Origin of the sequence: Aeromonas dhakensis (assembly GCF_000820305.1) — a bacterium.
Lineage (GTDB): Bacteria > Pseudomonadota > Gammaproteobacteria > Enterobacterales > Aeromonadaceae > Aeromonas > Aeromonas dhakensis.
Genome location: NZ_CDBH01000027.1, coordinates 41135 through 59492 on the forward strand (window position 1 = coordinate 41135; position 18358 = coordinate 59492).

The 18358-nt window shown below is 62.4% G+C and carries 18 protein-coding genes; 7 read left to right on the forward strand and 11 right to left on the reverse strand.

From position 1 onward, the window contains the following. Positions 1-11 precede the first annotated feature (11 nt). From dinB to rlmM, 6 genes are all read left to right on the forward strand, one after another. Entirely contained in the window at positions 12-1064 is a 1053-nt protein-coding gene (gene dinB, locus BN1143_RS05565) for a DNA polymerase IV (protein ID WP_042049925.1), read from the forward strand. Positions 1065-1132: 68 nt separating this feature from the next. Continuing rightward, positions 1133-3274, forward strand: coding sequence for a methyl-accepting chemotaxis protein (locus BN1143_RS05570; protein WP_017784033.1), 2142 nt, complete (start codon positions 1133-1135; stop codon positions 3272-3274). Positions 3275-3557: 283 nt separating this feature from the next. Further along, the gene (locus BN1143_RS05575) at positions 3558-4478 is read left to right on the forward strand and encodes a transcriptional regulator GcvA (RefSeq protein ID WP_005303519.1); all 921 of its coding nucleotides are present in this window, start codon (positions 3558-3560) and stop codon (positions 4476-4478) included. Next, a complete protein-coding gene (locus tag BN1143_RS05580; RefSeq protein ID WP_042049927.1) occupies positions 4471-5109 on the forward strand; it encodes an alpha/beta fold hydrolase in 639 nt (212 codons plus the stop codon). The genes BN1143_RS05575 and BN1143_RS05580 overlap by 8 nt, the downstream gene beginning before the upstream one ends. Before the next feature lie 30 nt (positions 5110-5139). Then, positions 5140-5526 carry a DUF423 domain-containing protein gene (locus BN1143_RS05585; RefSeq protein ID WP_010634798.1) on the forward strand — a complete coding sequence of 129 codons (387 nt, stop codon included), beginning with the start codon at positions 5140-5142 and terminating at the stop codon, positions 5524-5526. Next, complete coding sequence (gene rlmM / locus BN1143_RS05590; protein ID WP_005303513.1) at positions 5519-6613, forward strand: 23S rRNA (cytidine(2498)-2'-O)-methyltransferase RlmM; 1095 nt, start codon at positions 5519-5521, stop codon at positions 6611-6613. Before BN1143_RS05585 ends, rlmM begins: the two co-directional genes overlap by 8 nt. Before the next feature lie 71 nt (positions 6614-6684). Here rlmM and BN1143_RS05595 read toward each other — a convergent pair whose 3' ends face one another. The 7 genes from BN1143_RS05595 to queF all read right to left on the reverse strand — a co-directional run bounded on the left by BN1143_RS05595 (position 6685) and on the right by queF (position 15806). Then, positions 6685-7125, reverse strand: coding sequence for a hypothetical protein (locus tag BN1143_RS05595; protein WP_005303511.1), 441 nt, complete (start codon positions 7123-7125; stop codon positions 6685-6687). Between the two features lie 121 nt (positions 7126-7246). After that, complete coding sequence (locus BN1143_RS05600) at positions 7247-8254, reverse strand: isocitrate dehydrogenase (protein ID WP_042049929.1); 1008 nt, start codon at positions 8252-8254, stop codon at positions 7247-7249. A gap of 146 nt (positions 8255-8400) precedes the next feature. After that, positions 8401-9204, reverse strand: a complete 804-nt coding sequence (xni, locus tag BN1143_RS05605; protein WP_042049930.1) for a flap endonuclease Xni — start codon at positions 9202-9204, stop codon at positions 8401-8403. Positions 9205-9333: 129 nt separating this feature from the next. Continuing rightward, positions 9334-10689, reverse strand: coding sequence for a nucleotide 5'-monophosphate nucleosidase PpnN (gene ppnN / locus BN1143_RS05610; RefSeq protein ID WP_005303505.1), 1356 nt, complete (start codon positions 10687-10689; stop codon positions 9334-9336). Between the two features lie 150 nt (positions 10690-10839). Beyond that, positions 10840-12459, reverse strand: coding sequence for a GGDEF domain-containing protein (locus tag BN1143_RS05615; RefSeq protein WP_042049931.1), 1620 nt, complete (start codon positions 12457-12459; stop codon positions 10840-10842). Between the two features lie 90 nt (positions 12460-12549). Continuing rightward, entirely contained in the window at positions 12550-14820 is a 2271-nt protein-coding gene (locus tag BN1143_RS05620) for a hypothetical protein (RefSeq protein WP_017781874.1), read from the reverse strand. A gap of 137 nt (positions 14821-14957) precedes the next feature. Beyond that, a complete protein-coding gene (queF, locus tag BN1143_RS05625) occupies positions 14958-15806 on the reverse strand; it encodes an NADPH-dependent 7-cyano-7-deazaguanine reductase QueF (protein ID WP_026139024.1) in 849 nt (282 codons plus the stop codon). Positions 15807-15964: 158 nt separating this feature from the next. Here queF and syd point away from each other — a divergent pair, with 158 nt between their 5' ends. Next, entirely contained in the window at positions 15965-16513 is a 549-nt protein-coding gene (gene syd, locus BN1143_RS05630; RefSeq protein WP_010634792.1) for a SecY-interacting protein, read from the forward strand. A gap of 69 nt (positions 16514-16582) precedes the next feature. Here syd and BN1143_RS05635 read toward each other — a convergent pair whose 3' ends face one another. The 4 genes from BN1143_RS05635 to BN1143_RS05650 form a co-directional block, all read right to left on the reverse strand. Next, entirely contained in the window at positions 16583-17368 is a 786-nt protein-coding gene (locus tag BN1143_RS05635) for a Zn-ribbon-containing protein (RefSeq protein ID WP_042049932.1), read from the reverse strand. A 3-nt stretch (positions 17369-17371) separates the two neighbouring features. Continuing rightward, positions 17372-17668: a DNA-binding protein gene (locus tag BN1143_RS05640; RefSeq protein ID WP_005303492.1), complete on the reverse strand. Its 297-nt coding sequence runs from the start codon at positions 17666-17668 to the stop codon at positions 17372-17374. An 88-nt stretch (positions 17669-17756) separates the two neighbouring features. Beyond that, the gene (locus BN1143_RS05645) at positions 17757-17993 is read right to left on the reverse strand and encodes a DUF2789 domain-containing protein (RefSeq protein ID WP_042049935.1); all 237 of its coding nucleotides are present in this window, start codon (positions 17991-17993) and stop codon (positions 17757-17759) included. A 57-nt stretch (positions 17994-18050) separates the two neighbouring features. Then, a complete protein-coding gene (locus BN1143_RS05650) occupies positions 18051-18350 on the reverse strand; it encodes a DUF3301 domain-containing protein (protein ID WP_017784026.1) in 300 nt (99 codons plus the stop codon). Positions 18351-18358: the final 8 nt, after the last annotated feature.

Here is an 18358-nt window from a genome sequence, read left to right on the forward strand (position 1 = left end):
CGTACAGTGGTATGCGCAAGATCATTCACATCGACATGGACTGCTTCTATGCCGCGGTAGAGATGCGGGACAACCCGGCCCTGCGCGAGGTACCGCTGGCCATCGGTGGCTCGGCGGACAGGCGCGGTGTCATCTCGACCTGCAACTATGTGGCGCGCCGCTTCGGGGTGCGCTCCGCCATGCCGAGCGCCCTGGCACGCAAGCTCTGCCCGCCGCTGGTGCTCATTCCCGGCCGGATGGCGGTCTACAAGGAGGTCTCCCGCCAGCTGCGGGCCATCTTTCTGCGCTACACCGAGCAGGTGGAGCCGCTCTCCCTCGACGAGGCCTATCTCGACGTGACGATGAGTCCCTGCTGTGGCGGCAGTGCCACCCTGATGGCCCGCGAGATCCGCGCCGCGATCAACGCCGAGCTGGGGCTGACCGCCTCGGCCGGGGTGGCGCCGAACAAGTTTCTGGCCAAGCTCGCCTCCGAGCAGCGCAAGCCGGACGGCCTGTTCGTGATCCGCCCGCAGGAGGTGGATGAGTTCGTGCGTCAGCTCCCCCTTGGCAAGTTGCCCGGCATCGGTCGCAAGACTGCGGATCGGCTGGAGTCGCTCGGCCTTTACTCCTGCGAAGATGCTCGCCAGCTCGGCAACCAGGAGCTGATCGCCCGGTTCGGCAAGCTCGGGGAGATGCTGGCCGGGCGGATCTGGGGCCACGACGAGCAGCCGGTGCAGGCCCAGCGGGTGCGCAAGACCATAGGGGTGGAGACCACCCTGGCCAGCGACGTGCTGGATGAGGCCGCCTGCTGGCAGGTGCTGAGCCGGCTCATTCCCGAGCTGGAGCAGCGATTCTCGGCCAGCCACGGCAAGGAGCAGTTGATGGGGCAGGGGATCAAGCTCAAGTTTGCCGATTTCCAGCAGACCACCGTCTACCGGCGCGGGGGTTACCAGCCGGAGCGGTTTCACGATCTGTTGCACGAAGGTTTGCTGCGGGCACAGGGCAAACCCATTCGGCTACTGGGATTGGTGGTCGGCCTGCCCGCGGCCGGCGAAGTGAACCAACTTGCCCTGGATTTAGCGTGATAAGGTTAAGTTTTTGTTTCTAAAACCGATACACTGATCACATCAGTATGAAGCTAGGAAATGGTGGCATGAGTTCTCTTTCTGTTCAGGGGCGGATCACCCTGATCGCCGGTTGTTGTTTGTTGGCCAGTGCCGGTGCCCTAGTGGCCTCTTCTCTCTTCAGTGCTGCCAACATGCAGGATCAGGTGCTGACTTCTACCACGGCGGAAGCCCAGAGTGCGGCCGAAAACTGGATGAAGGCGATGGGCTCGGAGCAGGCGGCCAAGGTGACCAGTTATCTGGACGAGGCCTACTTCCGGGCAACCCTGCTGGGCCAGGGGATCCTGTTCCAGCGCAAGAATGCGGCCGACAATTTCGGCTCCTCCGAATCACTGCGTACCGCCGTCAACCAGCAACTGCATGACGCGGCAGCCTCCTCTGATCACCTGCTCGGCGTCTATGCGGTGTTCGAGCCGGACCAGCTCGACGGCGAAGACAGCAACTACCACGGCTCCAGCGCCCTGGGCTCCAACGATCAGGGGCGTTTCTCCACCTACTGGGCGCGGGTCGACGGCAAGATTGAACCCGAGGTGCAGGACGAATCCGTGCTGGCGGACGAGAGCCCGACCGCGGCCGGCGGGGTGGAGAACGAGTGGTATCGCTGCAGCATTCGCAGCAAGGCCCTCTGTCTGCTGGAGCCTTATCTGGACGATGTGGGCTCGCAAAAGGTATTGATGACCTCGGTGACCGTGCCTCTGTTGGAGCAAGACAAGCTGCTCGGCATGGTCGGGGTCGATATCTCGCTGACCGCGCTGCAGAGTCTGGTCAAGGAGATGGATCAGGAGCTTTATGAGGGGCAGGGCAAGGTGCTGCTGGTGAGCAGTCAGGGCCGAGTCGCCGGGGTGGATGGCTTCGACGTCACCCTGGGCAGTCCGCTCGGTCAGCAGTATCAGACCCTGACGGCCGCCTTGCAGGGTTGGCTGGGCCAGGGGCAGGTGGCCAGTCGCTGGAGCCCGGACGGCAACCTGCTGCAGACCTTCGTGCCGGTCAAGATGCGCGGTACCGAACAGAAATGGGGCATCTACATCGAGCTGCCGCGCAGCGTGGTGCTCGCCTCGGCCCTCCAGCTGCAGGACGATCTCTCCGGCCAGGCCAGCCGCAGCGTGATGACCCAGCTGCTCATCGGTGGCCTCATCTCGGCGGTGGCGCTGATCTGCATCTGGCTGATGGCCCATCAGATAGTGGCCCCCATCCGCGCCGTGGTGGCCCGCCTCAAGGACATTGCCAGCGGCGAGGGGGATCTCACCCAGCGCATCGAGCTACGCCGTGACGATGAGATAGGCGAGCTGGCCAAGTGGTTCAACAGCTTCTTGAACAAGCTGCAGAGTACCATCAGCCAGGTCATAGATACCGTTGCTGGCACCCGGGCCAGCGCGGAGCAGGCGGCCAGCGTCGCCGAGCGCACCAGTGCCGGTATGCAGGCCCAGTACCAGGAAGTGGATCTGGTGGCGACCGCGTTTGAGGAGCTGAGCGCTACCGCCCTGCAGGTGGCCAGTAACGCCAACTCGGCGGTGGCCGCTGCCAACCAGGCCGACACGGCGGCGCAGGAGGGCAAGTATGTGGTGGCCGACACCCAGGAGGCGATGCGCAAGCTGATGGCGGTCATCAGCGATGCCAAGCCGGTGGTGGAGCACCTGTCAGCCAACAGCGAGAACATCAACGACATCCTGGTGGTGATCCAGGGGATCGCCGAGCAGACCAACCTGCTGGCGCTCAACGCCGCCATCGAGGCGGCGCGGGCCGGTGAGCAGGGGCGCGGTTTTGCGGTGGTGGCGGATGAGGTGCGCAATCTGGCGGGCCGCACCCAGAACGCCATCGTCGAGATCCAGACCCTCATTGGCCAGCTGCAATCCGGCACCGAGGCGGTGGTGAAGGCGATCATGACCGGCCACGGCCAGGCGGATCTGACGCTGACCAAGGTGGATCTGTCGGTCAGCGTGCTGGAGCAGATCATCCACGCGGTCGGCACCATACATCAGATGAACGAGCAGATCGCGAGGGCGGCGCAGGAGCAGAGCGGGGTGGCGGACGAGATCAATCGCAACGTCAGCAACATTCGCGATGTGAGCCACACCATCCGGGCCGAGGCGGCCAGCTCCGCCGAAACTGGTCGCGAGCTGTCGGCGCTGGCCGACAAGCAGCAGCAACTGGTGGGGCAGTTCAAGGTATAGGGATAAGAAAAAAGGCGCCTTCCAACCGGAGGCGCCAAACACATTCAGATGACAGACTGGGTTAAATCGGTCCGATTTAAGCCCCTCTTCCCGCAGAGGAAGAAACACAACACCACAATCGCACTCCAGAGACTCACAAAAATCACATGTAAACCAACATGGAAGAGAAAAAGTGAGCCATATGGCAACGGATTGCGAAGCGAATTATGTTTATTCACTGGTCGACCCGCAACCGACAAATTATAATGCGGCCCATTAGAAAAACTCATCGTCGGCTGGTCTCATGTCTCGTCGTTTACCCCCGCTCAACGCACTGAAAGCGTTTGAAGCCGCGGCTCGTCATTTAAGCTTCACCCGCGCTGCGGAGGAGCTGTTCGTGACCCAGGCCGCCATCAGTCACCAGATCAAGGCGCTGGAAGAGTACCTCGGTATCAAGCTGTTTCGCCGCAAGAACCGTTCTCTGTTGCTGACCGAGGAGGGGCAGGGCTACTTCCTCGATATCAAGGACATCTTCACCTCCATCTCGGAGGCGACCGACAAGTTGCTGGCCCGCAGCGCCAAGGGCGCACTCACCGTCTCCCTGCAGCCGAGCTTCGCCATCCAGTGGCTGGTGCCGCGGCTGGTCAAGTTCAGCGAACGTCATCCCGACATCGACGTGCGGATCAAGGCGGTGGACATGGACGAGGGCTCGCTCACCGACGACGTGGACGTGGCCATCTACTACGGACGCGGCAACTGGCCTGGCCTGCGGGCCGACAAGCTGCACACCGAGTATCTGATCCCGGTCTGTTCACCGCTGCTGCTGACCGGTCCCAAGCCGCTGCGCACCCCGGACGATCTGACCCGCCACACCCTGCTGCACGACACCTCGCGTCGCGACTGGAAGGCCTGGTTTCGCCAGCTCGACATCGATGCCCCCAACGTCAACCAGGGGCCCATCTTCAGCCACTCCACCATGGTGATCCAGGCCGCCATTCACGGCCAGGGGGTGGCCCTTGGTCACAGCGTGCTGGCCCAGCCAGAGATAGAGGCGGGTCGCCTCATCTGCCCGTTCGAGCAGGTGCTGGTGAGCAAGAACGCCTTCTATCTGGTGTGCCAGGAGCAGCAGTCCGATCAGGGCAAGATAGTCGCCTTCCGCGACTGGATGCTGGAACTGGTGGAGCAGGAGGAGGCCCGTCGCCGGGCCCGACTGGCCGATGCATGAGGTGATCCTGGAAGGGGCTGTTGATGCCCCCGTTCGCATTCTGCTGGCCCACGGCGCCGGGGCGGGCATGGAACACGCCTTTCTGGCCGAGCTGTCGCGGCTGCTGGCCGGGCCCGACATCGAGGTGGTGCGTTTCAACTTTCCCTACATGAGCAAGCGCGCCCTGGATGGCAAGCGTCGTCCGCCGGACCGGCAGCCCGCCCTGCTCGACCATTGGCGCCAGATGATCAAGGCGTTTGCCCATCCCAGACTGTTTCTGGCGGGCAAATCCATGGGCGGGCGGATGGCGGCCGAACTCTATCAGGAGAGTGAGGACGAGATGAATGCTGCAGGATTGCTCATTCTCGGGTATCCTTTCCACCCCCCGGCCAACCCCGACCGCTGGCGGGGCGAGGTGCTCAAGCAGATCAAGACGCCAACCCTGCTGTTGCAAGGGGAGCGCGATACCTTCGGTACCCGTGCCGAACTGGCTGATTTCCCCTTCTCATCCGCCGTAACGGTCCATTGGCTGACCGATGGTGATCATGGCTTCAAGCCGCGCAAGAGCAGCGGTGCGAGCGAGCAGGGCAACCTGCGCCAGGCGGCCGAACGGATCAAGGATTTCATTGCGACCATCCCGGCGCGGGGTTGAGGCTGGCGCGGGACAACAAGGAGGCAAGGGATGCAATTTCATCGACATTGGCTGGTGCTGGCGGGCTTTTTCGGCCTGACGGCGACCATGCTGGGCGCCTATGGTGCCCACGGTCTGGCGGCCACCGGCATCGACCCTTCGCGTCTGGCGGCCTTCAATACCGCCGTGCAGTATCAGTTTTTTCACGCCCTGGCCCTGCTGGTGCTGGGGTGGTGCGGTGTGCGCAGCAAGGTGATCAACCTGGCTGGCACCGCCTTTGTGCTGGGGATCCTGGGATTCTCCGGCAGTATTTACGCCATGGTGCTGCTTGGCAGCAAGGGCTTGGGGCTCATCACCCCGGCCGGTGGCCTCTGTTTTATGTTGGGATGGGCGGCCCTGATGTGGGCTGGCTGTCGTCTTGGAGGAAAGAATGAATAATCTGCTGCTTTATTGCCGCCCCGGTTTTGAGAAAGAGGCGGCGGCAGAGATCACCGAACGAGCCACTAACATGCAGTGTTATGGCTTTGCCCGGGTCAAGGACGACAGCGGCTACATCATCTTCGAATGCTACGGCGAGGAAGAGGCCGACCTGCTGGCGCGCAAGCTGCCGTTCAAGGAGCTCATCTTCATCCGTCAGATGCTGGTGGTGACCTGCGAGCTCAAGGAGCTGGATCTGGCGGATCGAATCACCCCGATCATCGAGGCGACCCGCGACTACGCCATCTGCGGCGATCTGCGGGTGGAAACCGCCGATACCAACGAGGCGAAGGAGCTCTCCGCCTTCTGCCGCAAATTCACCGTGCCGCTGCGCCAGGCGCTGCGCAGCAACGAGATCCTGACCAAGAAGGAGACCCCGAACCGCCCGGTGTTCCACGCCTTCTTCCTGGCCAACGACCATGTGTTGCTGGGTTACTCCTACTCCTTCAACAACTCCGCCTTCCACATGGGGATCCCGCGTCTGCGCTTCCCGGCCGATGCGCCGAGCCGCTCCAGCCTCAAGCTGGAAGAGGCCTTTTACGTGTTCGTACCGCGGGAAGAGTGGGACGTGCGGCTGCGCTCCGGCATGAAGGCGGTGGATCTCGGTGCCTGCCCGGGCGGCTGGACCTATCAGCTGGTGCGTCGCGACATGATGGTGACCGCGGTGGACAACGGCATGATGGCCCAGTCCCTGATGGATACCGGCCAGGTCAAGCACATCCGCGATGACGGCTTTGTCTGGCGTCCCAGCAAGAAGAACATCTACTGGCTGGTGTGTGACATGGTCGACAAGCCGGCACGGGTGACCCACATGATCGCCGACTGGTTCCGCGAGGGCGATTGCCAAGAAGCCATGTTCAACCTCAAGCTGCCGATGAAGAAGCGCTACGCCGAGGCGGTGCACAACATCCAGGTGCTGCGTGAACTGCTGGCGGAGATCGACGGCGGCTTCATCATTCAGGCCAAGCAGCTCTACCACGATCGTGAAGAGATCACTGTGCACGTATTCAACAAGTACTGGGTCTCCAAGCTCTCCCCCCAGGAGTGAGGACTGGCTGACATAGGCTGACAAAAAGGCCGACAACCTCGAGGTTGTCGGCCTTTTTATTCGGCTTGCGTTCAGAAGCGATAGTCAAAACGCAGCGAGGATTCGCCATCGGTAAGCTTGAGCTCGATGTCGAGCGGTATGGTGCGATCGGTCGGGCTGAACTCCAGCTTGACGCCGTTGCTGCGCAGCTTGAGAGAGGTGTTCATGCCGGCTGTCTTGAACTTGATCCTGGGCTTGTGCTGCTCGAAGGAGAGGCTGACGCTCTTCTCGGCGGTCAGGTTGAGCTTCTGATAGGGAGTGACCTGACTGTTGCCATTGCTGTCGGTGACGACATCCATCCCGAAGGAGAGGGGTTTGGGAGCCTTGAGCAGGTCATTGGTATCCAGGGTGGATTGCCAGACCTGGCTGGCCGGCTGGGTGGATGGCGGCAGCTGGGGCCAGGCATTCTCGACTGGTCTGTCTATTGCCATGACATTGCTGCTGATGAGCAACAGGGTAACGATAGCGCGCATAATGGATCTCCTTATCCCTTATCTATTGAACATAGTAGCCAATCGACAAAGGGGGGAGCGCGCCGTGAGATAAAACAAAGGGAGCCGAAGCTCCCTTTTTAAATCAACAAGTTGGCACCAATTACAAACGTTCGATGATGGATTGGGTGAACTCGCTGGTGGAGGCGCTGCCCCCCAGATCCCGGGTCACCCGGTCGCCGGATTCGATGGTTGCGCGCACCGCTTCGCGAATGCGCTCGGCCTTGTCCTGCATGCCCAGATACTCCAGCATCTGGATGGAGGCGAGGATCACCGAGGTGGGGTTGGCGATGTTCTTGCCAGCGATGTCCGGGGCAGAGCCGTGCACCGCTTCGAAGATGGCGGCACCATCACCGATGTTGGCGCCCGGTGCCATGCCGAGGCCGCCGACCAGACCGGCACACAGATCCGACAGGATGTCGCCGAACAGGTTGGTGGTGACCATGACGTCGAAGCGCTCCGGGTACATCACCAGATTCATGCAGGCGGCATCGACGATCATCTCTTCGCTCTGGATGTCCGGGTAGCGGCTGGCCACCTCACGGGCCACTTCCAGGAACAGACCGGAGGTGGACTTGAGGATGTTGGCCTTGTGGATGATGGTGACCTTTCTACGCCCTTCCTGACGGGCCAGCTCGAAGGCGAACTTGACGATGCGCTCGGCCCCTTCGCGGGTGATGATGCTCATCGCCTCCGCGCTCTGGTTGTCATCGCTGCGCTTCTGACCGGCACCCGAGTACATGCCTTCGGTGTTTTCACGCACCGTGATGATGTCGATGCTGTCGTAACGGCTGCGGGTGCCCTTGAAGGAGAGCACGGGACGTACGTTGGCGTAGAGGTTGAACTTCTTGCGCAGGGAGACGTTGATGGAGGTGAAACCGCCACCGACCGGGGTGGTGAGGGGGCCTTTCAGGGTGACCTTGTTCTTCTCAATCAGGTCGAGTGTGGCCTGGGGCAGCAGCTCGCCGTGTTTCTCCAGCGCCACCAGACCGGCGTCGGCGTATTCGTATTCGAAGTCACAACCGGCGTGGGTCAGGATCTGGATGGCGGATTCGATGATGCTGGGGCCGATGCCGTCGCCCGGGATGACGGTAATTTTTCTTTTTGACATGAGACGTATCCACTTCTAGGGAACAGAGGGGGAGGATTCGGCGGTTTTATACCATTTCTCCACCTAACCCTCCATGTTTCTTTACATTCTATCTGTTTTTGTCAACAGCGAGAGTGAGTCCGGTCATGCTTGGCGAGATAGCGTCATCAGGCATCCAGGGCGGGCGGATAACGGATCTCCCGCAGGTTGAAGCCAAGGGGGATGTCCCGCTGCAGCCGTACCAGCCGCTGGGCCAGCAGGGCCTCATCCTGGTGCTGGCGCAGCTTGAGCAAAGGCTTGGCGGCGTCCTCCTGCTGGCAGGCGGTCAGCATGGCAGCGAGATCGCCATATTGTTGCAGCAGCTGGGTGGCGGTCTTGGGGCCGATGCCGGGCACCCCCTTGATGTTGGAGCCACCGATGCCGGTCAGGGCCCAGAAGTCCACCAGCTGGGTCGGGGCTACGCCGTATTGCTGCTCGACGAAGGCGGCATCCAGCCAGCGCTTGTTGAAGTAGTCGCGGATCCGGATCTGCGGGCAGATGAGCTGGCAGAAGCCCTTGTCGGTGGAGATGATGGTGGCGCTGGCACCGTGCTGGGCAATGCCGCTGGCCAGGGTGGCGATGAGATCGTCCGCCTCGTCGGTCTGGGAGAGCAGGGCATCGACACCGCACTCCCAGAAGGCATCCTGCAGCTCGTTCAAGCCTTCGCGCAGCTCGGCCGGCATGGGGGTTCGTCCCTCCTTGTAGGCGGGATAGACCTCCTTGCGCCAGCTGTGCACCTCGCCATCGAACACCGCGATGACGTGGGTCGGCTCGCTGCCGGCCAGCAGCTTGCGGCAGGTATTGATGAGGTTGGCACGGGTGGCGATCAACGCCTGGGCCGGAGTCAGCGCCTGCTGAGCCTGCACCGCGTGCAGCCGGCGGATGAGGTTGAGGGCATCGATGATGAGCAGGTGTGGCCTTGGGTTTGACATGGGGCACTCTTGGCAGTCGGAACGTCCCATTGTAACAAACCAGCGGGCTCAATGGGGGATTGATGGCCGAAGGGCTGGCAGCAATAAAAAAGGGGCGCCATGCGCCCCTCGTTTCATCTGTGCTGCCCGTCAGCGCACGATTTCGTAGCAGGGTACATACTGGCTGCCCGGTAGCTTCATACGCTGCTGTTTGACGAAGCTCTCCAGCAGCTTGTCCATCAGGTGCATCAGCTCCTTGTCGCCATGGATCTTGAACGGCCCCTTCTTCTCGATGGCGCGGATGCCCCCTTCCTTGACGTTGCCGGCGACGATGCCGGAGAAGGCACGGCGCAGGTTGGCCGCCAGCAGCTGGGGCGGCTGGTTGCGGTGCAGATCCAGGCTGGCCATGTTGGCGTGATCCGGCTCGAACGGCAGCTGGAACTCCGGCTCGATCTTGAGGGACCAGTTGAAGGAGTAGGCATCCCCTACCGATTTGCGGTATTCGCGGATCTTCGGCATCGCCTCCTTCATCACCCGGGCCACCTCGGGGGCATCGCCGATGATGATCCGGTAGAGGCTGGTGGCCGCCTCCCCCAGGGTCGCCTTGACGAAGTCATCGATGGCGCGGAAGTAGTCGGCACTCTCTTTCGGGCCGGTCAGCACGATGGGCATGGGTTGCCGCTCGTTGGCCGGGTGCATCATGATGCCGAGCAGGTAGAGCAGCTCCTCGGCGGTGCCGACCCCGCCCGGGAAGATGATGATGCCGTGGCCGAGGCGCACGAAGGCCTCCAGCCGCTTCTCGATGTCCGGCAGGATCACCAGCTCGTTGACGATGGGGTTGGGAGGCTCGGCGGCGATGATGGAGGGTTCGGTGAGGCCGATGTAACGGCCATTGCGCACCCGCTGCTTGGCGTGGCCGACGGCGGCCCCCTTCATCGGGCCCTCCATGGCGCCCGGGCCGCAGCCGGTACAGATGTTGAGCTCACGCAGTCCCAGCTCGCTGCCCACCGCACGGGTGTACTGGTACTCGATCTCGTTGATGGAGTGGCCGCCCCAGCAGACCACCAGGTTGGGGTCGGCGCCGGGCAGGATCGCCTTGGCGTTGCGCAGGATGGCGAACACCACGTTGGAGATGTGGGTGGAGCTGGTGAGGTTGACCAGCCGGTTCGACTCCAGCTGGGTCGACACATAGAGAATGTCGCGCAGCACGGAGAAGAGGTGTTCCTGAATGCCGCGAATGATCTCGCCATCGACGAAGGCGTGTTCGGGGGCGTTGAACAGCTCGAGCTTGACCCCGCGCTCGCGCCGGATCACATGAATATCAAAGGATTTGAAGCGCTCCAGTATCTCTTTGGAGCTGTCGGTATGGCTGCCGGAGTTGAGTACCGCCAGCGAGCAGTTGCGAAACAGTTGATAGATATCGCTGGAGGCGGTTTGCTTGAGGCGGTCCACCTCGAGCTGGGACAGCAAGTCCATGCTGCCGACTGGATTGATGTGCGTAATCATATGTTCCCCTTTCACTCGCTTGTTATCGTTGTGCTTTTCCCTGGGGAGAAAACGGGATGCCCTGTGGCATCCCTTGAATTTGATAGTAGTTGCAAGCGGTGGGGCAGGGGAATAGGGGAAAAGTGCGTTTGCTGCTTTTTTAGGCGCTCGTCATGCCAGATTCACCTGATCCCGACCCGAGTGCTTGGAGCTGTAAAGCGCCTTGTCGGCCCGCTCGAACGCATCCGTGGTGTGGTCCCCCTCCCTGAACAGGGTGGCGCCGATGGAGATGGTGATCTCGACCCTGGCATCCCGAAAGCGGAACGGAATGCTCTTGATGGTCTGGCGCAAGGTTTCCAGCGGTTTCTGATACTTGTCCGGGTTGATGTTGGGCAGCAACACCACGAACTCCTCGCCGCCGAAGCGGGCGATGAAGTCGGTGTCGCGCAGGGCCCCCTGCAGCGCCTTGGCCACTACCTTCAACGCCTTGTCGCCGGCCATGTGGCCGTAGTTGTCGTTGATGTTCTTGAAGTGGTCGATGTCGATGATGGCCAGGCACAGCGGGGTGCCGTAGCGCAGCCAGCGCTTGTATTCGAGCTCGAGCCGCTCATCGAGGGCCGCCCGGTTGTGCACCTGGGTCAGGCTGTCGAGGAACAGCTTGTGTTTCTGGATGGTGAGCCGCTTCTTGTACTCGGCAGTCTCCTCCTTCATCAGTCGCAGCTTGGCCTCCATGGTGGAGAGCCGGGTCAGCAGGTGGCGCTCGCGGGCGGCCATGGCCTCTCTGTCCTGCAGCAGCAGGCTGATGGCGCCCATGTGGCCTGAGATGGCCTCCTTGAGGTCGCCCAGGGTGTCATGGCTGGCCAGGGTATGGTCGATGGCTTTGAGCTCCTGGTCGATGGCCTTGCGGGTATCCAGGGTGGCACTTTGCAGGGCCCGCCCCTCGTCGAGGGATTCGGTGAAGCTGAAGTGGACGGCCGAGAGGCTCTCGTTGAGGGTGCTGAGAAACGCCTGGGAGGCTTTGCGCTCCTCGCGGGTGCCCTCGATGATGAGCTCGATCACCTGCAGGCAGATCTCGGCCAGCAGGGGAGGGGTGATGCCATTGAGCAGCTGGCGGCGAATGTCCGCCAGGCTCTCGCCCACCGCACCGGCAAAGTCGAGCTCGGTGATGAGCCGCTGCAGCTCATCAGCGATGTGGGCGTGGATCTTGACGTCAAAGGGGGCATCCGGCTCGGGGGCGGCCAGATCGGTGACCGTTTCGGGCTGGTTGCCTGGCGTCGAGCCCTGTGCCAGCAGGGGTTGGCTGGGCAACAGCTGGATCTTGATGGCCTGCTGGTAGAACTCCAGCAGTCGGATCACCTTCTTCTGGTGATCGCCGATGCCATAGCCATCCGGGCTCGCCAGAAACTCCTTGAGGGATTTGCGGGTATCTTCCGGGAAGCCCTTGATGGCCTTGAGTTGCTTGGAGCCGAGTTCGATGGCGGACTTGGTCAGGGAGATGGACTCTTCCAGCGCGTTGCCGTGCTGCTGCAGCAGCTTCTCGATGATGGCGAGATCGGCGTCGAGGGAGGAGAGCGGCGGGTTGCCGTCGAGTTTCTGCTTGAGCTTGGCGAGTTTGTTGTCCAGCTCCCGGTCGTGACCGCGGCAGGCCTGCATCAGCTTGGCGATGAACTGGATGCTGCGGGCGCGCTCGGTATCGGAGAAGGAGACAATGCCGTCCAACTCCAGCTGTTTTTGCTGAAGGGATTCCCTGAGTCTGGCCAGTTGTCCGGCTACGGCAGCGATATCATTCATTATTCAGGTCGCCCTGTTGTCATTATCGTTGTTGTGTTGGATAGCAACAGCGGTCGAACCCAGTTCCAGACCCAGTTGATTATCTATTCGTCACTGATCAACCGGCACTCTCTTCCGTGAAAGTTGAAGCCAATTAACCCATTGCTTTTCATGAGAAGAATTTACTTTTACCAGTCCCTTGTCAATTGCCATCAAGCAGCATTGCCACACATCCCCATTAAAAAATGCGGCCTGCTGGCAATCGATGGCAGCCAGCTCCAACCAGACGCTTTGCTGGGATTTTTCACTGAGCTGAATGGCTCCTGCCAGCGCCAGATAGCAGAGGTCGAACAGCCCGTGATGATCGAGGGCGGTGGCCGCCTTGGGCAGGAAGGGGTGGCTGACGATGCCGAGGCTGATGTGGCGATCGAGCGGATGCTGGCAAGGGAACTCGGCCAGTGCGGCGAGCAGCTCGCGGGCCAGCCGGTGCAGATCCTCCACATGACGCTGGGGCACCACATAGAGCAGATGGCCTTCGCGAAGGTCGTAGATGCGGCCATCCTGCGGGGTGAGGCCGTTGACGTAGGCACCGAAGGCCTGCTCTATCTCGCGGCTCACCTGATAGCCGTGCTGCTCCAGGCTGTTGACCAGGAAGGGGACCCGAAACAGCAGGTAGTGCAGCTTGTCGTCAAATTCGCTGCTGGGCAGCTCGCTCAGATACCAGCGCTCGGAGCGCTGCTGGCGCTTGGCCATCTCCCTCGGCCAGCGGCTCATCAGTCGCTGCCAGTTGGCCAGCCCGGTGCGCGGCTCGAGCAGCAGCGCCTCACCCAGCTGTTTGCCCTGCAGGCGGGCGACCCGCAACTTGAGCCAGAGGGTGAAGAAGAGGTAGATGAACAAGGTCAGCAGCAGGCCGGTTATCACGCTCGACCAGAGGTAGCGATCCTGTTGATGCTTGCTGGTGCTCAGCTGCTGCTCCAGCTCCTTGATCTGCTGTTCACGCTCCACTTGGGCGTAGTTGTCGCGGATCGCCTCCTGCTCCAGATCGACCTGCTGCTGGCGGACCTGCTCGCTGCGCTGGTGGAAGTTTTTGTAGCTCTCCAGCGCCTGTTGCAGATAGCCCTTCTGCTCGTAGGCGGCCGAGAGCAGACGGAAGATCTCGAACTGGCGCTGGGTGTCGCCTATCTGGTTGGCCAGCGCCAGCGCGTTCTCCAGCTGCAGGATGGCGATGCCCGCCTCCTTCTGCTTGAGGTGCAGCTCGCCCAGCAGCAGCAGGGTGTCGATCAGCGGCTCCTTGTCATCCCCCAGCTCGTGGGACTGGCGGGCCGCGGTGAGGTAGTTGCGGGCCAGGGTCAGGTTGCCGGTTTCCAGATAGGTTTTGCCGATTTCGTACTTGAGGTTGGCGATGCGGGTGCGGTTGTTGCCCTCGTCCAGCAGGTCCAGGGCGTTGAAGAAGTAGACCAGCGCCATGTTCATCTCGCCCTGCTCCCGGTTGAGGCGGGCCAGAACGATGAGGGCGTCGCTCAGCAGGGAGGGATTGCCGAGGGCGTGGAAGTAGTTGGCTGCCTCATTGGCATATTGCAGCGCCTTCTGCGGCTCCTGCTCCTCTTCATAGAGGTTCACTATCTGGTTCGACAGCAGGCCGAGGAAGAGGGGATCCTGCAGGCCCCTGGCCTGCTGCTGGGCGTCGATGTAGTCGCCCAGCGAGAGCTGCGGCTGCTTGAGGGCGTGGTAGAGATCGCCGCTCACCGCGCTGACCCAGGCGCTGGCCAGCGGGTTCTTGGTCTGATCCGCCCAGCGGCGGGCTTCGGCCAGCTGGCGTTTGGCCTCGTCGAACTGGTGCGCCTCTATGCTGGCATTGGTGCGCAACAGCCGGCTGTAAACCTGCAGCTGGCTCTCTTTCAGGCTGGGGGTGCTGAGCAGGGTCTCCAGCTGACCGAGCAGGCCGCTGCTGGCACCGTGGGAGCGTTCCAGCAGGTTCTGGCTGCGGATCTTGAGGTAGAGGCCGTGGGCCTGCAGCTCCAGCTGCTGCTCCTTGGCCGCCATGGCGATGCCCTGATCGAGGGACTTCTGGGCGGCCTGGAACTGGCCCAGTTGCAGCAGGCACTCCCCCTTGAGCAGGTGGGCGCCGGTGGCCTGGGCGGCGGTGCCATAGCTCAACAGCGGCTCACGGTAGCCGTACTCCTGGCGATTGCTGATGATTTGCTTGGGATTATTGGCCGTGCGCGCAAGGAAGGCGGAGGTGATCTGCACGCATCTGGCAGGATCGGTCAGCACCAGGGTCTGGGCCTGTTGCAGATCGATGGACAACTGCTCCTTGGCCAGATCCAGATCAGGAGCGGACAGGGAGGACATCATCATTGCCAGAAAAAACAGTTGATTCATTGGATTAAGGGCAGCACGGGAGTGAGGGCATGTTATCCAAGCCCGCCCCCGTGCGTCCAGAGTTTACTGACAGATTGCGCGCCAGCCCCGTTATCCGGGCGCTGGCGGCGCAGAGCGGCGGGGGCAGGGCCTGCGGATTATTGCCGGATCAGGCGCAGGTTGGCCGGCACAACTTCCCAGTCGCTGCGAAACGGGTTGATGTCCAGGCCGCCGCGGCGGGTGTAGCGGGCGTAGACGGTCAGCTGGCTCGGTGCGCAGAAGTGCTTGAGATCGGTGAAGATCCGCTCGATGCACTGCTCGTGGAACTCGTTGTGCTGGCGAAACGAGATGAGGTAGCGCAGCAGTTTTTCCCGGTCCAGCTGCGGGCCGCGATAGTGGATCACCACGGAGCCCCAGTCCGGCTGGCTGGTCACCAGGCAGTTGGACTTGAGCAGGTGGCTGTGCAGGGTCTCCTCCACCTCCAGGCTGCCGGCCGCGCCTTGCAGCAGGTCGGCATCGAACTCGTAGCGGTCCACCTCGATATCCTGCTCGTCGATGCACTCGCCCGGCAGGGCGGCAATGTGGTGTGGTGCCTGGGCCAGCGGAAACAGGGTGACGCTCACATCGCTGCCGGCACAGGCGCTCAAATCCTTGACCAGCATGGCCTGCACCGCTTCCAGCGAGTCGCAGCGGGTCTGGTTGAAGGAGTTGAGATAGAGCTTGAACGACTTGGATTCGATGAGGTTCGCGCTGGTGGCAGGCACCGAGACTTCGCCGACGGCGACCATGGGCTTGCCTTTGGCATTGAGCCAGGAGAGCTCGTACAGGGTCCAGACGTCGCAGCCCTGGAACGGCAGCTCGCCGCCAAGACCGAGGTCGTCGCGGTTCAGACTGCGGGGCACTGGCTGCAGCAGGGCCGGGGTGTACTGGCTGATGTAGGCCGATTGCTGGCCGAGACTCAGCCCCTGCAGGGCGCTGGCGCCGGCGTATCTATCTTGTTTGCTCATCTGTGTGACTCGAACGTTGAATGGGCGATGGCAGAGGCATGGGCCCCGCTTGGGGTGGCAAGGCGGGGAGTGCCGGCTGGCGATCCGCGCTTCACCTTGTCTGCTCATGGCTTTGATGGTGCAATAGCGGACTTTGGCAGCAATTGTGGGGAATTTCGATGTCGGATCAAGTCTTGTCTGCCCTGGAACACTTTTTTTTGCGCTGGCAGCGCGACGGCGAGGCGAGGCGAGGGTTGCCCCTGTGCGAGTGGGAGGCGGACTGGCGCTCCCCTTGCGAGCTGGATGAACCCAAGGAAGGCCGGGTCGCCTGGCGCCCGCATCGGCGCACCGAGCCCGCCGATTTCACGGCGATGAACGAGGCGCTCGAGCTGACCCTGCACCCGGCCGCGCAGGCCCTGTTTGGTGGCTGGTTCAGTCGCCCTGTGCCCTGTCTCTACAAGGGATTGCGGCTCGAGTTTGTGCTGCCCTGGAACGAGGCGGATCTCGACCTGCTCAAGGAGAACCTCATCGGCCACCTGCTGATGCTGCGCAAGTTGAAGCGCAGCCCCTCCCTGTTCATCGCCACCACCCGCAACGAGATGACGCTGGTATCGCTCGACAACGAGAGTGGTCAGGTGTGGCTGGAGTGGCTCGACTCGGGCCGCCGATTGGTGCTGGCGCCTTCTCTACCCGCGTTCCTCGAGCGGCTGGAGACCCTGCCGCAATAAGCGGCGTCAGCCACAATGAAAAACGCCTTGCCGACCGGCAAGGCGTTTTTGTTTGGTTCACCGCCGGGCTCAGTTCTTGAAATCCCAGGAGAGGTTGGCGACCAGCCGGCAGGGATCGCACTTGAAGTCGAAGATCTCGTGCAAGGGCTCGGCCAGCGCCCACTCGCCGCCGCAGCCCGGACAGGGGCGAGCCTTCTCCTCGGCCGCACTGCGGCCACCCACCCGGTATAGGTAGTAGTAGGTGGGGATGCCGGTCAGGGCTTCCAGCCGCTTGCCGAGATCGCTGCCACGGCGATGGAGCCGGCTGCCCACCTCACCGATTTCGTGCAGCGCCGCATGTTCGGCGATGGAGCCGTTCATCTGCAGCTGATCGCACGCCTCCCAATCCTCCTGCCACTTGATGATCTGCTTGTGGTCGCCGTTGGCGACGGCCGGCAGCCGATAGAGCGGGATGGGGGCGAAGTGATCGCCGCAGCGCAGCGGCGAGCAGGTGTGCAGGAAGCTGGTATAGAGCAGCATCCAGCTGGGGCGCTCGCCATCATGGCCGCAAGGGTCGGTGCTGTCGGAGAGCAAGTCCGCCCCCTGCAGGTGGAGTTTGGGGGCGAGCAGCCCGGCCTGGTGCAGGCCCTGTTCCGCCAGCTTGACCTGCTCGCTCTGGTTGTCGGGGTGCAGGCTGTCCTGCTCCGGGCAGACCACCCGGCTGACGAAGTAGCCCTCGTGCATGCTGGTGGGAAACTCCCGGCCGAGGATCTGGCCCTGATAGCGCAGCATGTCGAGGTAGTTGACGATGGCCCGCTCGGCCTCGCCCAGCGAGGTGTCGCGATAGCACTCAAAGCAGAGTTCGAGGATGTACATGGTTCACGACTTCCCCTGCTGGAGCAGCAGCTCGGTCAACCGATCCACTTTGCGTTCGAGACGTTCGAGCCGTTCGGCAAGCTGCAACAGGGTGGGCTCGGCGGCGGGAGCGGGGGCCTCCTGCGCCGGGCTGGCGACTTCCGGGGCGGCTGCGGGTTGCTGCTTCCACTGGCTCAGCACTTTGAGCAGCTCGGCCATGGGAACGGGCTGGCCGAGGCGGGCCTTGACCATGGCGGTGGTGGGGGCGATGCCCTTGGCCGCCAGTTCATTGGCGATGCGGATGATCTCTTGGGCTGACATGAGTGCTCCTGCACGGCATGGGGATATAGGGGCTGGACGGGGCACAGAGCTTAACCAAAGCGCGGGAGACTGAAAAGCGGGAAGCGGGTCAATCGTGCCGGCGCAGCAGTACGTCCAGCTCGTCGATGGTTTCCGACCAGTCCGAATCGTTCCACAGGGCATCGCGCAGAAAATTGGCCTGGGCACTGGTCCAGAAGGGGGCTTCCGGCAGCAGGGTCTGGTTGTCGAGGCTGTGCTCGTGAATGAAGCGGTGCAGGCTCAGCTCGTCGTTGGCCAGCCCCAGCTGGGCAAACAGGGCGGCCAGATCGTGGGTCAGGAACTCCATTTCATCTCTCCGAAAAGACATTCCAGAACAGTATAGGCTCGCCCCGAGGCGGGAGATTTACAGGCTGGGTACCCGATGTGGCGGGAGGTCAACGCCGACCACCTGCAGCCCCTGCATGCGCAGCTGTCCCAGGTAGTGGCTCTCGCCATCGCTGGAAAATTCGAACTCGTAATAGGTGAGCAGGCGCAGCGGTCGGTGGGCCAGCGCCCGGTGGCTGCGCGCCAGCGACAGCAGTTGCAGGTCATGATGCTGGCAGTAGCGGCGCATGTATTGCCAGGCGAGTTCGGCCTGGCGACGCTGGTGCCAGAAGGCACCTGCAGCCAGGGTCAGCAGCAAGATGGCGAGCACTTCACCCATCGCGGGCT

What these genes read in the sequence shown, in the direction of transcription:
- dinB (WP_042049925.1), top strand. Translation starts at nt 12, where the DNA reads ATGCGCAAGATCATTCACATCGACATGGACTGCTTCTATGCCGCGGTA.
- BN1143_RS05570 (WP_017784033.1), top strand. Translation starts at nt 1,133, where the DNA reads ATGAGTTCTCTTTCTGTTCAGGGGCGGATCACCCTGATCGCCGGTTGT.
- BN1143_RS05575 (WP_005303519.1), top strand. Translation starts at nt 3,558, where the DNA reads ATGTCTCGTCGTTTACCCCCGCTCAACGCACTGAAAGCGTTTGAAGCC.
- BN1143_RS05580 (WP_042049927.1), top strand. Translation starts at nt 4,471, where the DNA reads ATGCATGAGGTGATCCTGGAAGGGGCTGTTGATGCCCCCGTTCGCATT.
- BN1143_RS05585 (WP_010634798.1), top strand. Translation starts at nt 5,140, where the DNA reads ATGCAATTTCATCGACATTGGCTGGTGCTGGCGGGCTTTTTCGGCCTG.
- rlmM (WP_005303513.1), top strand. Translation starts at nt 5,519, where the DNA reads ATGAATAATCTGCTGCTTTATTGCCGCCCCGGTTTTGAGAAAGAGGCG.
- BN1143_RS05595 (WP_005303511.1), bottom strand. Translation starts at nt 7,125, where the DNA reads ATGCGCGCTATCGTTACCCTGTTGCTCATCAGCAGCAATGTCATGGCA.
- BN1143_RS05600 (WP_042049929.1), bottom strand. Translation starts at nt 8,254, where the DNA reads ATGTCAAAAAGAAAAATTACCGTCATCCCGGGCGACGGCATCGGCCCC.
- xni (WP_042049930.1), bottom strand. Translation starts at nt 9,204, where the DNA reads ATGTCAAACCCAAGGCCACACCTGCTCATCATCGATGCCCTCAACCTC.
- ppnN (WP_005303505.1), bottom strand. Translation starts at nt 10,689, where the DNA reads ATGATTACGCACATCAATCCAGTCGGCAGCATGGACTTGCTGTCCCAG.
- BN1143_RS05615 (WP_042049931.1), bottom strand. Translation starts at nt 12,459, where the DNA reads ATGAATGATATCGCTGCCGTAGCCGGACAACTGGCCAGACTCAGGGAA.
- BN1143_RS05620 (WP_017781874.1), bottom strand. Translation starts at nt 14,820, where the DNA reads ATGAATCAACTGTTTTTTCTGGCAATGATGATGTCCTCCCTGTCCGCT.
- queF (WP_026139024.1), bottom strand. Translation starts at nt 15,806, where the DNA reads ATGAGCAAACAAGATAGATACGCCGGCGCCAGCGCCCTGCAGGGGCTG.
- syd (WP_010634792.1), top strand. Translation starts at nt 15,965, where the DNA reads ATGTCGGATCAAGTCTTGTCTGCCCTGGAACACTTTTTTTTGCGCTGG.
- BN1143_RS05635 (WP_042049932.1), bottom strand. Translation starts at nt 17,368, where the DNA reads ATGTACATCCTCGAACTCTGCTTTGAGTGCTATCGCGACACCTCGCTG.
- BN1143_RS05640 (WP_005303492.1), bottom strand. Translation starts at nt 17,668, where the DNA reads ATGTCAGCCCAAGAGATCATCCGCATCGCCAATGAACTGGCGGCCAAG.
- BN1143_RS05645 (WP_042049935.1), bottom strand. Translation starts at nt 17,993, where the DNA reads ATGGAGTTCCTGACCCACGATCTGGCCGCCCTGTTTGCCCAGCTGGGG.
- BN1143_RS05650 (WP_017784026.1), bottom strand. Translation starts at nt 18,350, where the DNA reads ATGGGTGAAGTGCTCGCCATCTTGCTGCTGACCCTGGCTGCAGGTGCC.